Annotated in this window: 11 protein-coding genes; 9 read left to right on the top strand and 2 right to left on the bottom strand. The window is 60.0% G+C overall.

What is annotated here, in order from left to right; all coding sequences use genetic code 11:
* Window positions 1-166 precede the first annotated feature (166 nt).
* The 9 genes from purD to UM93_RS11455 all read left to right on the top strand — a co-directional run bounded on the left by purD (window position 167) and on the right by UM93_RS11455 (window position 10,352).
* The gene (gene purD / locus UM93_RS11495; protein WP_045075699.1) at window positions 167-1,507 is read left to right on the top strand and encodes a phosphoribosylamine--glycine ligase; all 1,341 of its coding nucleotides are present in this window, start codon (window positions 167-169) and stop codon (window positions 1,505-1,507) included.
* Window positions 1,504-2,379: a phosphoribosylaminoimidazolesuccinocarboxamide synthase gene (locus UM93_RS11490; RefSeq protein ID WP_045075697.1), complete on the top strand. Its 876-nt coding sequence runs from the start codon at window positions 1,504-1,506 to the stop codon at window positions 2,377-2,379. The genes purD and UM93_RS11490 overlap by 4 nt, the downstream gene beginning before the upstream one ends.
* Before the next feature lie 2 nt (window positions 2,380-2,381).
* Window positions 2,382-2,774 carry a hypothetical protein gene (locus UM93_RS11485; RefSeq protein ID WP_045075696.1) on the top strand — a complete coding sequence of 131 codons (393 nt, stop codon included), beginning with the start codon at window positions 2,382-2,384 and terminating at the stop codon, window positions 2,772-2,774.
* A gap of 51 nt (window positions 2,775-2,825) precedes the next feature.
* Window positions 2,826-4,169, top strand: a complete 1,344-nt coding sequence (locus UM93_RS11480; protein WP_045075694.1) for an LssY C-terminal domain-containing protein — start codon at window positions 2,826-2,828, stop codon at window positions 4,167-4,169.
* A gap of 58 nt (window positions 4,170-4,227) precedes the next feature.
* Window positions 4,228-5,664 (top strand): sugar porter family MFS transporter, encoded by a 1,437-nt coding sequence (locus tag UM93_RS11475; RefSeq protein WP_045075692.1) that lies wholly within the window; start codon window positions 4,228-4,230, stop codon window positions 5,662-5,664.
* Window positions 5,665-5,976: 312 nt separating this feature from the next.
* Window positions 5,977-7,476, top strand: a complete 1,500-nt coding sequence (locus UM93_RS11470) for a CoA-acylating methylmalonate-semialdehyde dehydrogenase (protein ID WP_045075691.1) — start codon at window positions 5,977-5,979, stop codon at window positions 7,474-7,476.
* Entirely contained in the window at window positions 7,476-8,579 is a 1,104-nt protein-coding gene (locus UM93_RS11465) for an enoyl-CoA hydratase/isomerase family protein (protein ID WP_234399296.1), read from the top strand. Before UM93_RS11470 ends, UM93_RS11465 begins: the two co-directional genes overlap by 1 nt.
* 42 nt (window positions 8,580-8,621) lie before the next feature.
* Window positions 8,622-9,515, top strand: a complete 894-nt coding sequence (mmsB, locus tag UM93_RS11460) for a 3-hydroxyisobutyrate dehydrogenase (protein ID WP_045075689.1) — start codon at window positions 8,622-8,624, stop codon at window positions 9,513-9,515.
* A 54-nt stretch (window positions 9,516-9,569) separates the two neighbouring features.
* Window positions 9,570-10,352 carry an enoyl-CoA hydratase gene (locus UM93_RS11455; protein WP_045075688.1) on the top strand — a complete coding sequence of 261 codons (783 nt, stop codon included), beginning with the start codon at window positions 9,570-9,572 and terminating at the stop codon, window positions 10,350-10,352.
* Between the two features lie 102 nt (window positions 10,353-10,454).
* On the opposite strand, the gene UM93_RS11450 is transcribed toward UM93_RS11455, so the two are convergent.
* Window positions 10,455-10,955: a MarR family winged helix-turn-helix transcriptional regulator gene (locus UM93_RS11450; protein WP_045075686.1), complete on the bottom strand. Its 501-nt coding sequence runs from the start codon at window positions 10,953-10,955 to the stop codon at window positions 10,455-10,457.
* Window positions 10,952-12,712, bottom strand: coding sequence for an AMP-binding protein (locus tag UM93_RS11445; protein WP_045075685.1), 1,761 nt, complete (start codon window positions 12,710-12,712; stop codon window positions 10,952-10,954). Before UM93_RS11445 ends, UM93_RS11450 begins: the two co-directional genes overlap by 4 nt.
* Window positions 12,713-12,886 lie beyond the last annotated feature (174 nt).

Here is a 12,886-nt window from a genome sequence, read left to right as displayed (position 1 = left end):
ATATCTTCACTGCGCATATTCGGCTTAGATCCGCCAATAGCGAGGCAGTAGAGCGCGGTTAGCCAGGGTTCCGGTGCAGCTAAGGGGCTTTGGGCGAAGGAATAAGCAAAAATCTGGACAGTAACGCGCGAGGAGTAGCGCGAATTGATCGGTAGGCTTGGCTTTTGTGAAGGTTCTTGTCATTGGCCCCGGCGGCCGCGAACACGCCATTGTCCGAGGCCTGTTGGCCGATCCTTATGTCCACGAAGTGCATGCAGCCCCCGGTAACGCTGGCATAGCTGCGTTAGTGCCCACCCATCAGCTGAACGCCAGCGACCCCGAAGCCGTCACCGCCTTGGCAAACAAGCTAGAGGTGGACCTCGTGGTGGTTGGCCCCGAAGCGCCGCTGGTCGCCGGGGTGTCAGATCGGCTTCGTGAGGCAGGTTTTGCGGTCTTCGGCCCCAGCAAAGCTGCTGCGGCTTTAGAGGGTTCGAAAGCCTTTGCCAAGCAGGTGATGGCTGGCGCCGGAGTGCCGACCGCGATGGCCAAGGTGGCTGCCAACGCCGAAGAGGCAGCCGAGGCCCTTGACACCTTCGGTGCCCCGTATGTGGTCAAGGACGACGGCCTGGCAGCAGGCAAGGGAGTGGTGGTAACCAGCGATCGGGGTGAAGCTCTCGCTCATGCGCAAAGCTGTTTTGATGTCGGCGGCGAAGTGGTGATTGAGGAGTTCCTCGACGGCCCCGAGGTTTCACTCTTCGTGCTTTCCGACGGCAGCAATGTGGTTCCATTGGCTCCTGCACAGGATTTTAAGCGAATTTACGACGGTGATGAAGGCCCCAACACCGGCGGAATGGGGGCTTACTCTCCGTTGGATTGGGTACCGGCCGGGCTAGTCGATGAAGTGATTTCCCGGGTGGCACAACCAACTATCGATGAGATGGCCCACCGCGGCACGCCCTTCGTTGGGGTGCTTTACTGCGGACTGGCGCTTACCTCGCGGGGACTGCGGGTGATCGAGTTCAATGCTCGGTTCGGTGACCCGGAGACTCAGGCAGTGCTGGCTCGGTTGCGCACCCCGCTTGGTGGTTTGCTGATGGCGGCCGCGAAGGGGCAACTCGACACCGTTGAGACGCTGCGCTGGGCCCCGGAAACCGCCGTTGCTGTTGTGCTGGCTTCGGCTAACTACCCCGACTCTCCGCGCACTGGAGATCGGATCCGGGGAGTCAAAAAGGCTAATGCGCTCGACGGGGTGCATGTGCTGCATGCCGGTACCGCGACGGATGACGAGCAGAAACTCATCAGCGCCGGCGGCCGAGTGCTCGCGGTTGTCGGCCTGGGCGAGGATCTGGTCGAAGCACGAGAGCGCGCCTATGACGGCATTGGGCTGATCCAGTTGGATGGCGGCCAATATCGACGAGATATTGCCGCTAAGGCGGCGCGCGGGACGGTTTTGCTACCGAGTCAAGACAAAGCTAATCAAGACAAAGCTAGTCAGGGTGCGCCTCAAGAACAGGAGCAGGCTAAATGAGTGTTGTCGAACTTGCCGGGTGGAACCACCTGTACTCCGGAAAAGTCCGCGAGCTCTACGTTCCCAGTAACGGCAGCCAAGATCGTGTCTTGGTGGTCGCCAGTGACCGGATCAGCGCCTTCGACCAGGTTCTGAGTACCGAAATTCCAGATAAGGGCAAGGTTCTCACTCAGCTCAGCCTGTGGTGGTTTTCGCAGCTCGAGGTGCCCAATCACGTGATTGCCAGTTCTGTGGAGGACGGTGTTCCGGCAGAAGTCGCTGGCCGGGCGATGATCTGCCGGAAGCTTGAGATGTTCCCGGTGGAGTGCATCGCCCGTGGTTACCTGACCGGCTCGGGGCTAGTCGAGTATCGCAAAAGCCAGACTGTCTGCGGTCTGCCGTTGCCCGAGGGCTTAGACGATGGCTCCCGATTGGCCGAGCCGATCTTCACGCCCTCGGCGAAGGCTGAGGTGGGAGAGCACGACGAGAATATTGATTTTGCTGCCGTGGTGGCTTCGGTCGGCACCGAGTACGCCGAAGCATTGCGTGAGAAGACCCTGGCAATTTACCGTCGAGCCGAGGGAATTGCCCGCGAACGCGGCGTGATCCTGGCCGATACCAAGGTCGAGTTCGGCCTCGATGCCGACGGCGTTGTCACCCTGGGGGACGAGGTGCTGACCCCGGATTCTTCACGGTTCTGGGACGCTGCACTGTGGCAGCCCGGTCGCGCGCAGCCAAGCTTCGATAAGCAATACGTGCGGGATTGGCTGCGTTCCGACGAGTCTGGTTGGGATGGCCAAGGCGAGCCGCCAGCACTGCCCGAGGACGTCGTCGAACGAACTCGCGGGCGCTACATCGAGGCGTATGAAAAGCTCACCGGGACGAAGTTCTGAAGATGGCCGACCATCGAGAATCTGTTGCCGAGGCAGCGAGCGGCGAACTGCGCAGTTCGCCCCGGCGAATGACGAGTTTCATTGGTATGCATCCGGTCTGGTCAGGACTGATCGGCCTCGCCCTTTGGCTTGGCTTCTTTGCCGGTGGCGCGGCCTTATTGCAACTATTTAACGCTCCCTCACTGGTGCTCAATATTTGGGTTGGGCTGACCCATCTGGCTGCCTTCGCGGTGCCGTTCCTGATCCTGATGCCGGCTTATAACGCCAATAAGAAACACCTCGCGCAAGTGATGAAAACCCTGGCTGAGGAACGCGAACAACAAGCTGCCGATCCCGAGAGACAAGGTCAGGCCGTGCTGAAATCGGATGAGCCTGACGCCACCGCGGCACGCTAACTCGAGCGGCCGCTGCCTCGAGTGCTCGATGGCATCGCATAAGCTGGGCCGATGACGGCGTCGGGCGGAACAACTCAGGTCAGGAAGCGACGATGGTCGATTAACCTGCTGGTCGACAACCTCTTTTTTGTCTTTAGCGGGGCGGCCTCGGTTTGGCTGGCCTGGCTGGTGATCACCGCGAGCTTCGGCGGCGGCTGGTCCTGGCTCTGGCTGACTTTACCCTTCTGGGCAGTGCTCGCTTATGTCGCCCTGCCTAGGCTGCATCGGATCTTGACCAGCATTTATGTGCCGGACTACTTCATTGGCCGCTCCCGCACTGCCGACGGCCTGCTGGGCGATCCGATCAACCTGGCGGTCCGTGGCTCGCAGCGCCAGCTCGAATCGATCATGCGAGCGGCGGGCTGGACCAAGGCTGATGAAATTACCCTGCTGAGCAGCTGGCGGATCATTGCCTCGACGCTCACCCGGCGCAGCTATCTGGAAGCTCCGGTGAGTTCGCTGATGCTCTTTGGCCGGCAACAGGACTTCGCTTTTCAGCAGGAAGTTGCTAACAGCCCGGCCAAACGACACCATGTGCGGTTCTGGCGCTGCCCGGATAATTGGCTGCTACCCGGTGGGCATCGGGTGGACTGGCTAGCAGCAGGCACCTTTGACCGAAGTGTCGGACTTTCGCTGTTCACCTTCCAGATCACCCATAAGATCGACGCGGATATCGACAAAGAACGCGACCACATTGTGCAGACCATGCAAACAGCCGACCCCACGGTTGCTCTCGATGTAATCGAGGATTTCTCCACCGGTTATCACTCGCGGAACGGTGGCGGTGATGAAATCACCACCGACGGTGACTTGCCGATTGTGGACTTGAATGGCATTGAAATGGCCGACTCCGCAGCGGGACAGGTCCAGTCGGAACAGATCCACGCGGTGCAGATCCCGGGCACTAGCGATCTCGAGGTGCCAACCCTGGAGCGGCCGCTGCCGACAATTTTTGGCGCCTTTTTTGGGTTTTTTACCGCGATCACCACGATTATCAGCGCTATCGCGTTCTTGACCTCGAGCGAGGTGAACAGCCTATTAGCCGGGGAGAAATATACCCCGGCGGAGCTTGTCCAGCTCACCGAGGGCGTGACGATCATCACGCTTTTGATCCTGGGTTTACTCGCGCTCTTCCAGATTGCTCTGGCTTTTTTCGTCTGGATTGGGCACAACTGGGCGCGGATCGCGCTGCTCTCCGTGACTGCGCTTTCCATCGTGGTTACCGCTATTGGTGCGGCGCACGGCGAACGAATCTCCTTCAGTACCAACCTGATCGGCGTAGCGCTGGATATCTTCGCCATGCTAGCCCTTTCCAGCGAAAAGGCCAGGGCTTTCGCCCGTAACCGTCGAGCTTGATCCCAGTGAACGGCGTTATAGTGGCGAGGGCACGATGACTCTGAGAGGCGGAAACGTAATGGCTGCGGATGGTACGAATAGGAAACTCCAACTCAAGGTGATCGGTTTAGCGATCTCCGCGGCGGTGGGCGGCTTCCTGTTCGGTTTTGATTCCTCGGTGGTCAATGGCGCGGTTGACGCTATTCAGGGTCGGTTCGGCCTCTCCAGTGCGCTTACCGGGCTCGCGGTCGCCTCCGCGCTGCTGGGTTCTGCCGTCGGAGCCTATTTAGCCGGCGCAGTGGCGGATCGTTGGGGCCGCCGGGTCACCATGCTGCTCGGCGCCGTGCTGTTCTTTGTCTCCTCCATCGGTGCCGGTGCGGCCTTCGAAGTCTGGGATCTGGTGCTCTGGCGGATTATTGGCGGTCTCGGCATTGGCATCGCCTCGGTGGTGGCTCCGGCGTATATTGCCGAGATTTCGCCCAAGCTGATCCGCGGCAGGCTGGCCTCGCTGCAGCAGCTCGCGATCACGCTGGGTATTTTTGCAGCACTACTTTCCGACACTGTGTTCGCCAACGCCGCCGGCGGTGCCGCCGAGAAGTTCTGGTTCGGCTTAGAGGCTTGGCGCTGGATGTTTATTGCTTGCGCGCTGCCGGCCCTGGTCTATGGCCTGCTGGCGCTCCGGTTGCCGGAATCACCGCGCTATCTGATGCAGAAGGGTCGTGAAGCTGAAGCAACAAAGGTTTTCGCCTCGCTCTGGCCGAAGGCCGACGTCGACAAGGCAGTCAAAGATATCCGCAGTTCCATCGCGGAGGACGCCAAAGCTAAAAGAGCCAGTCTCTTTGGCGGTCGATTTGGCCTCCTGCCGATTGTTTGGATCGGCATTGCGCTTTCGATGTTCCAGCAGTTCGTCGGCATTAACGTGATTTTCTACTACTCCACCACGCTCTGGAAGTCAGTCGGCTTCGATGAGTCGTACTCGCTGTTCATTTCCGTGATCACCTCGGTGACCAATGTGGTGGTGACAGTGGTGGCAATCCTGCTCGTAGACCGGCTTGGTCGGCGGCCGATCCTGCTGGCCGGCTCGATTGGGATGGCCATCAGCCTGGGAGCGATGGCGCTAGCCTTCAGCACCTCTTCCAGTGTCAACGGGGAAGTGCAGCTTTCCGGCGCCTGGGGGCCGATTGCGCTGGTGGCCGCCAATGTCTTTGTGATCGCCTTCGGGGTTTCCTGGGGTCCGTTGGTTTGGGTGCTACTGGGCGAGATCTTCCCGAACAAGATCCGCGCCAAGGCGCTCGGCGTCGCCGCAATGGCGCAATGGATTTCCAACTTCGTGATCACCGTGAGCTTCCCGGCGCTGGCCAGTATGTCGCTCAGCGTCACTTACGGCATTTATGCCGCCTTCGCGTTGCTTTCCTTCGTCTTTGTCTTCTTCAAGATCCCGGAAACCAATGGCATGTCGCTGGAAGAAGCAGAGACCCTATTCGTCAAGAAGCCTAAGAAGGCATCGGCTGCCTAGCGGTGCTGTTGCTCTGAGCGAGATTGTTTCCCCGGCGTTCGCGCTACCGCTTTGAGTGGCACATTGCCTCGGGTGCCAGGCCCCGTCGAATCCTTGGGTTCACTGGGGTAAGCCGTCTCTGCCCACTGAGACCCTTGAATCAGTGGGGCGGGGTGCAGCCAACACCAAGAGCCAGTGGACGGATCCTGAGAAGATGCCGTCGAAAGCTCTTCGCCCCTAGCAACTTAGTAGGAAGTCCGAGTATATTTCTTAGCAGGCAGGTCTGCTCAGTTCCGAGTCAGCCGAGGCCACAACAGAGGAGAATTCCAAGCAATGGTGCGCGAACTTACTCACTATGTCGGCGGCAAGCATGTCAAGGGCGAATCCGGTCGTTTCAGCGACGTCTTCAATCCCTGTACCGGTGAGGTGCAAGCCAGACTGCCACTGGCCGGAAAAGCCGAGATTGACACCGTAATTAGCAATGCCGCGCAAGCACAGCTTGCCTGGGGCGCTACCAACCCGCAGCGTCGGGCCCGCATCCTGCTGAAGTTTGTCGACTTAGTGAACGAGCATATGGACGAACTTGCCGAGTTACTCTCCTCGGAGCACGGCAAGACCTTTCCCGATGCCAAGGGCGATATTCAACGTGGCATCGAAGTAGTGGAATTTTGCGCGGCCGCCCCGCACCTGCTGAAGGGTGAGTTCTCGGACAGTGTAGGTACCGGCATCGACGTGCATTCGCTGCGCCAGCCGCTCGGCGTCGTCGCTGGCATTACGCCCTTCAACTTCCCGGCGATGATCCCGCTCTGGAAGGCTGGCCCGGCGCTCGCCGCGGGTAACGCCTTTATTCTCAAGCCCTCGGAGCGCGACCCATCGGTGCCGTTGCGACTAGCCGAGCTACTGACCGAAGCGGGTCTGCCGGACGGCGTCTTCAATGTGCTCAACGGCGACAAAGAGGCTGTCGATGGGCTGTTGGAAGATCCGCGAGTGAAGGCCATCGGCTTTGTCGGTTCCACCCCGATTGCGCAGAGCATCTACGCCTCCGCTGCGGCTCACGGCAAGCGGGCCCAGTGCTTCGGTGGTGCCAAGAACCACATGATCATCATGCCCGACGCAGATCTGGATATGGCCGCGGACGCCCTAATCGGTTCGGGCTACGGCTCCGCTGGGGAACGTTGCATGGCGATTTCGGTGGCGGTTCCGGTCGGCAAAGAAACCGCAGATGCCCTGGTCGCCAAGCTGCAGGAACGGATCAAGGACCTCAAGGTAGGAGCCAGCATGGATCCCACCGCCGACTTCGGCCCGGTGGTTGCTGCCTCCGCCAAGGAACGGATCGAAAACTACATTCAGGCCGGTGTTGACGAGGGTGCCAGCTTATTGGTTGATGGCCGTGGTCAAACCGTCGAGGGTTACGAAAATGGCTTCTGGTGCGGGCCCTCGCTCTTCGACAATGTCACCACCTCGATGAGCATCTACAAGGAAGAGATCTTTGGTCCGGTGCTCTGCGTCGCTCGCGCCGCAGACTACGAGGAAGCGCTGAGCCTGCCGAACGATCACGAATTCGGCAATGGCGTGGCGATCTTCACCCGCGACGGCGACGCCGCCCGTGACTTCGCCAGTCGCGTCCAGGTCGGCATGGTGGGGATCAATGTGCCGATTCCGGTGCCGATCGCCTACTACACCTTCGGCGGCTGGAAGGCTTCCGGTTTCGGCGATCTGAACCAGCATGGCGCAGACGCCTTCCGCTTCTACACTAAGACGAAAACGGTGACCACCCGCTGGCCCTCCGGAATCCGGCAAGGCGCGAGCTTCGTGATGCCGGAAGGCAGCTAGTGACGGAGACAGGCTTGAACCCAGCCGAGCTAGAAGCAGCAATCCTGTTCGAGCAGCGCGGTTCGCTCGGTGTGGTGGTTCTGAACCGACCCAAAGCGGTGAACGCTTTGACCGCGGGGATGTGCGAGTTAATGCTCGCCCAGTTACAGAGCTGGGCGGTGGATGACGCCATCGATCAAGTGCTGGTTTACGGCAATGGCGACCGCGGTCTTTGCGCCGGGGGCGACATTGTCGCGATCTATCGAGACGCGCTTGATCAGCAGGCCGGTGGCGGTAACAATAGCTCGGCGGCGTTCTGGGCCACCGAGTACCGACTCAATTCGCTCATTTCGCGCTATCCCAAGCCTTATATTGCGTTTATGGACGGCTTAGTTCTGGGCGGCGGAGTGGGCATCTCGGCGCACGGCTCGCACCGGCTGGTCACCGAGCGGACCCGCTGTGGGATGCCGGAGACCACCATTGGATTCGTACCGGACGTCGGCGGCACTTTCCTGCTTTCGCGTGCACCGGGAGAAACCGGTACCCACGCGGCGCTGACGGGTTCCCATCTGGCCGCCGCCGATGTTTTGTTCCTCGGCATGGCTGATGAATTTGTTCCCTCTGAGCGGCTTTCCGAACTCGCATTAGCGCTGGAATCAGAGCCAGTGGATGAAGTTCTGCCTCGATTCGTGGCGGCGGCCCCGGCGTCGGCGCTACAACAAGAGCAGCAACTTATCGACGAGGCCTACGCGGCGCAGAGCGTCGAGCAGATTTTGAGTAGTCTGCGTTCGGTAACAACTGAAGATCAAGAAACTGCCGCTGGCTACGCGCAGACCATCGAATCAAAATCTCCCACCGCGCTCAAAGTTGCCCTCGCTTCGCTGCGTCGTTCTCGTGAGCTAAGCAGCCTTGAGGAAGCACTGGATCAGGAGTACCGGGTTGGCCTGCGATTGCTGGCCGGTCACGATATGGCCGAAGGCATCCGAGCCCAGGTGATCGACAAGGATCGTAACCCGCAGTGGCAGCCGGCCAGCCTGGCCGAGGTGAGCGACTCCGACGTCGAAAGTTACTTTGTCCGTAATGGCGAGCACGAGCTTGGCCTGGCCGCGGCCGTGCAGAGCTAGACAAGCAAACAGCCTGATGAGCAGTTCGAAGGAGAACGCAGCATGAGTGAAGTTATTGCCTTCCTAGGTTTAGGGCATATGGGCGGCCCGATGGCGGTCAATCTGGTCAAAGCCGGGTATCAGGTAAGGGGTTTCGACGTGGTCCCCGCTGCCCTGGAAGCGTCTACCGCCAATGGGGTGCCGGTGGCGGCCAGCGCGGAGGAAGCCGCTGCGGGAGCCACCGTGGTGCTCACTATGTTCCCCAGCGGAAAACACTTACTGGACGCCTACCGTGGCGGACTCCTGGCTGCCGCGCAGCCGGGCACCTTGTTCCTGGATTGCTCAACCATCAACGTTGATGAGGCCCGTGAAGCGGCGCAGCTAGCAGTGGAGGCGGGGCATCGTGCAGCCGATGCCCCGGTTTCCGGCGGCGTGGTGGGGGCCGAAGCAGGCACTTTGACCTTTATGGTCGGCGCAGCCGCGGCCGAATTTGAAACCATTGCTCCGCTGCTCGAAGTGATGGGTAAGCGTGCCGTGCATTGCGGCGGAAACGGCGCCGGTCAGGCAGCGAAGATCTGCAACAATATGCTGCTCGGAGTAAGCATGATCGCCGCTAGTGAGGCCTTTGTGCTGGGCGAAAAACTGGGTCTTGAGCATCAAGCACTCTATGACGTGATCTCCACCGCCTCCGGGCAATGTTGGGCCGTCACCACCAATTGCCCGGTTCCCGGACCAGTGCCAGCTAGCCCGGCAAATCGTGACTATCAGCCCGGGTTTGCCGGAGCGCTGATGTCAAAGGATCTGAACCTTGCCTTGGCTGCCTTGGAAAGCACCGGGGTTAGCGGAGAGCTCGGTGCGCTCGCCGCCCAGATCTACCAGCGATTCGCCGAAGAAGGCGGCGCGGGTCGAGATTTCTCCGGCATCATCACCGACATCCGAGAAAAATCTGAACACTAGACTGACCGTAGCTAAGCAGCGGCAGCTGCCAAGGCCCGAGGCTAAGGAATCTGAATGAGCGAAACGCAGTATCAGAACATCTTGTTAGAAAGGCATGGCCGGGTTGCACAGTTGACCCTGAACCGCCCGGAAGCGCTCAACGCGCTGAATAAGGCGACTATGGACGAACTGGTCGCGGCGGCGACCGAATTGGATCCCGACCCGGAGATCGGTGCCATTGTGATCACCGGCTCGGCGAAGGCTTTTGCCGCCGGTGCGGATATCAAAGAGATGGCCGCCCAGGACTACATGGAAATGTACGCCCAGGATTGGTTTCGTAACTGGGAGAATCTGACTCGGCTGCGCATCCCGATGATCGCGGCGGTCTCTGGCTTCGCGCTCGGTGGTGGCTGCGAGCTGGCGATGATGTGCGATTTCATTATTGCCGGCGAGAACGCCAAATTCGGGCAGCCGGAGATCAACCTGGGAGTGCTGCCCGGAATGGGTGGCTCACAGCGGCTGACCCGGGCGGTGGGAAAAGCGAAGGCGATGGATCTGATCCTGACGGGCCGGTTCATGGGAGCCGAAGAAGCTGAACGATCCGGGTTGGTGGCTAGAGTAGTGCCCGCCGAGGAGGTCGTCGCCGAGGCGCTGAAGGCCGCCGAAGTGATCGCCTCGAAGTCGAAGCCGGTGACCATGATCGCCAAAGAAGCCGTGAACGCGGCTTTCGAGATGGGGCTGGTGCAGGGTGTTACCTATGAGCGTCGGCTCTTCCACTCGGTCTTTGCCACCGAGGATCAAAAAGAAGGGATGTCAGCCTTCGTGGAGAAGCGAACCCCGGACTTCAAGCACCGCTGATCCTCGCAAGCGCGCCGCCGAGTGTGCAGATATACATCTTAAAGACGGTCCATAAGATGTATATCTGCACACTCGATGGGAGGGCTGGGAAAGAACGCGGGCTTAGAAGTCGCCGGCGCCTTGGCGGAAGCGCGCTAGCACGTCGATCAGAGTGTGCACATCGCCCTCGGCAAAGCCGGATTGGCTGAAAATCTCTTCGTTCAGTGCCGCCGTCGCCCTTTTTGCTAGGGCCTTACCCGCCGGGCTGAGCGTGATCAGGGTGGCTCGACCGTCGGTGGGGTGTGGCGAACGTTTCACCAAGCCGTCCCGCTCCAAACGGTCGACGGCGTTGGTTACCGAGGTGGGATGCACCTGTAAGAGTGCGCTGGCCTTGTTCATCGGCAGCGCGCCGTGCTTGGAGAAACTCAGCAGCGCAAGCAATTCGTAGCGAGCAAACTTCAGCCCAAAAGGTTTGAGCACCGTCTCGATCCGCAACAGCAGGATTTGCTGGGTGCGCATAATCGCGGTGATAGCGGCCATCGGCGAGGCCACCTCAGCCCAGCCATGACGTTCCCAGTTGCTTTGAGCCTCGGCAATTGGGTCTCGGGGGAGTGGGGTGCTCATCCTTGTTCGGTGCCTCCTCTAAGCCCGGGGAAATCGCTGTCACTGTATTCCACCCCAAAACCCTCGGGCAACGGTCCGTCGCCGTGCCGCAACGCCTCATTTCTTCGCAATTCGACTCTGCGGATCTTGCCCGAAATGGTCTTCGGCAGCTCGGTGAATTCCAGCCGACGAATGCGTTTGAAGGGGGCCAGGTGCTCCCTGCAGTAGCGCAGGATGTCCTCGGCGGTTTCCGGGCTGGGCTGATAAGCCGGAGTAAGCACCACAAAGGCTTTGGGTACCGAGAGCTTGAGTGGGTCGGGAGAGGGCACCACGGCGGCCTCGGCCACCGCCGGGTGCTCAATCAACACGCTCTCTAGCTCAAAGGGACTCAGTTTGTAATCACTTGACTTGAACACGTCGTCGTCGCGCCCGACGTAGGTGATCACCCCGTTAGCGTCTCGCTCGGCCAGGTCGCCGGTGTGGTAATAGCCGTCCCGGAAAGCGTAATCGGTCTTCTCGGCGTCGCCGTAGTACCCCTTCATGAGTCCTACCGGCCGGCCATAACGGCCTTTTTGGCCTTCCGACGCTGCAGTTAGCCGCAGGCAAAGCTCGCCTTCCTCGCCTTCTTGGCCGGAGATCGGATCGACTAACACGGCATCGTAGCCGGGCAGTGGCCGACCCATTGCGCCGATAGTGACTTCCTGCCCTGGTGTATTAGCGATTTGCACTGTTGATTCGGTCTGGCCGAAGCCGTCTCTAATGGTCTGTCCCCAGGCCCGGCGCACCTGCTCAATCACTTCGGCATTGAGCGGCTCACCGGCCGAAACCACTTTCTGCGGCGGATTCTGCAGCTGAGTCAGGTCGGCCTGAATCAATAATCGCCATACCGTGGGCGGGGCGCAGAAACTGGTTACCCCTTCGGCGTCCATCTGTGTCATCAGAGCTTTGGCATCAAAACGCTCGTAGTTGTAAATGAAAACGCAGGCTTCGGCGATCCACGGGGTAAAAATATTTGACCAGGCGTGTTTGGCCCAGCCTGGCGAGGCGACATTGAGGTGCACATCGCCGGGCTCTAGCCCGATCCAGTACATCGTGGAAAGGTGGCCAACCGGGTAGGAAGTGTGGGTGTGCTCAACCAGTTTGGCTTTGGAGGTAGTGCCCGAGGTGAAATACAACAACAGGGTCTCGGAGCCTTGAGTTGGCTGATCGGGTTCGAAGAGCTCCGAGGCTTCCGCCGACTGAGCGTAAGGCAGTGCGGCTGGATGGCTCATGCCTCCCACTTCGATGAGTCGGTAGTCTCCCGGCACTTCGGCAAACTTGGCTAGATCTGCCGAGGAGGCCATTGCCCAACGAGCTTCGCCGCGCTGCACCCGGTCGGCCAAGTCGGCGGGACCCATCTGAGTGGTGGTGGGGATCAGCACCAGTCCGAGCTTTATCCCGGCCAGCATGGTTTCCCAGAGTTCAACCTGATTACCGAGCATCACGATCATTCGGTCCGCGCGCTGCGCCCCCCGCGATCGCAGCCAGTTGGCAAGCTGGTTGGAACGCAATGAAAGGTCGCGAAAACTGCGTCGAGTAGCGCTGCCATCGGGCTCCACAATGACCAAGGCGGGCCTATCAGCGGTCTCCGGGTTGCTGGCAATTGAATCGAACCAGTCCAGGGCGAAGTTGAACTGCTCGAACTGAGGCCAGCGGAACTCCTCGCGAGCTTTCTGGTAGTCCAAACGAAGTTCGATCAGGCGGTCGCGAGCAGTGCGGAAGTCATCGGTGACGGTCATGTTCAGCTCTCCATTGCCTTTAGTGATCTGGGTTATTCTGCAATATACTTGGATATCCTAGGGTTTGAAAGAGTGACTGCTCATTCACCCAATGGCCGCACCGGCCGTAGAAGGGAACCAAGTGCTGGTAACGAAGCCCGCTAGTCAGAATCTCGAGACCACGAGTGATGAATT

Source organism: Psychromicrobium lacuslunae, from assembly GCF_000950575.1.
Lineage (GTDB): Bacteria > Actinomycetota > Actinomycetes > Actinomycetales > Micrococcaceae > Renibacterium > Renibacterium lacuslunae.
This window is presented reverse-complemented; position numbering and strand designations above follow the sequence as displayed.

Bases quoted from the DNA above. Each gene is read 5' to 3' on its own strand.
- UM93_RS11490 (WP_045075697.1), top strand. From the start codon at position 1,504: ATGAGTGTTGTCGAACTTGCCGGGTGGAACCACCTGTACTCCGGAAAA.
- UM93_RS11475 (WP_045075692.1), top strand. From the start codon at position 4,228: ATGGCTGCGGATGGTACGAATAGGAAACTCCAACTCAAGGTGATCGGT.
- UM93_RS11485 (WP_045075696.1), top strand. From the start codon at position 2,382: ATGGCCGACCATCGAGAATCTGTTGCCGAGGCAGCGAGCGGCGAACTG.
- UM93_RS11470 (WP_045075691.1), top strand. From the start codon at position 5,977: ATGGTGCGCGAACTTACTCACTATGTCGGCGGCAAGCATGTCAAGGGC.
- mmsB (WP_045075689.1), top strand. From the start codon at position 8,622: ATGAGTGAAGTTATTGCCTTCCTAGGTTTAGGGCATATGGGCGGCCCG.
- UM93_RS11480 (WP_045075694.1), top strand. From the start codon at position 2,826: ATGACGGCGTCGGGCGGAACAACTCAGGTCAGGAAGCGACGATGGTCG.
- UM93_RS11445 (WP_045075685.1), bottom strand. From the start codon at position 12,712: ATGACCGTCACCGATGACTTCCGCACTGCTCGCGACCGCCTGATCGAA.
- UM93_RS11450 (WP_045075686.1), bottom strand. From the start codon at position 10,955: ATGAGCACCCCACTCCCCCGAGACCCAATTGCCGAGGCTCAAAGCAAC.
- UM93_RS11455 (WP_045075688.1), top strand. From the start codon at position 9,570: ATGAGCGAAACGCAGTATCAGAACATCTTGTTAGAAAGGCATGGCCGG.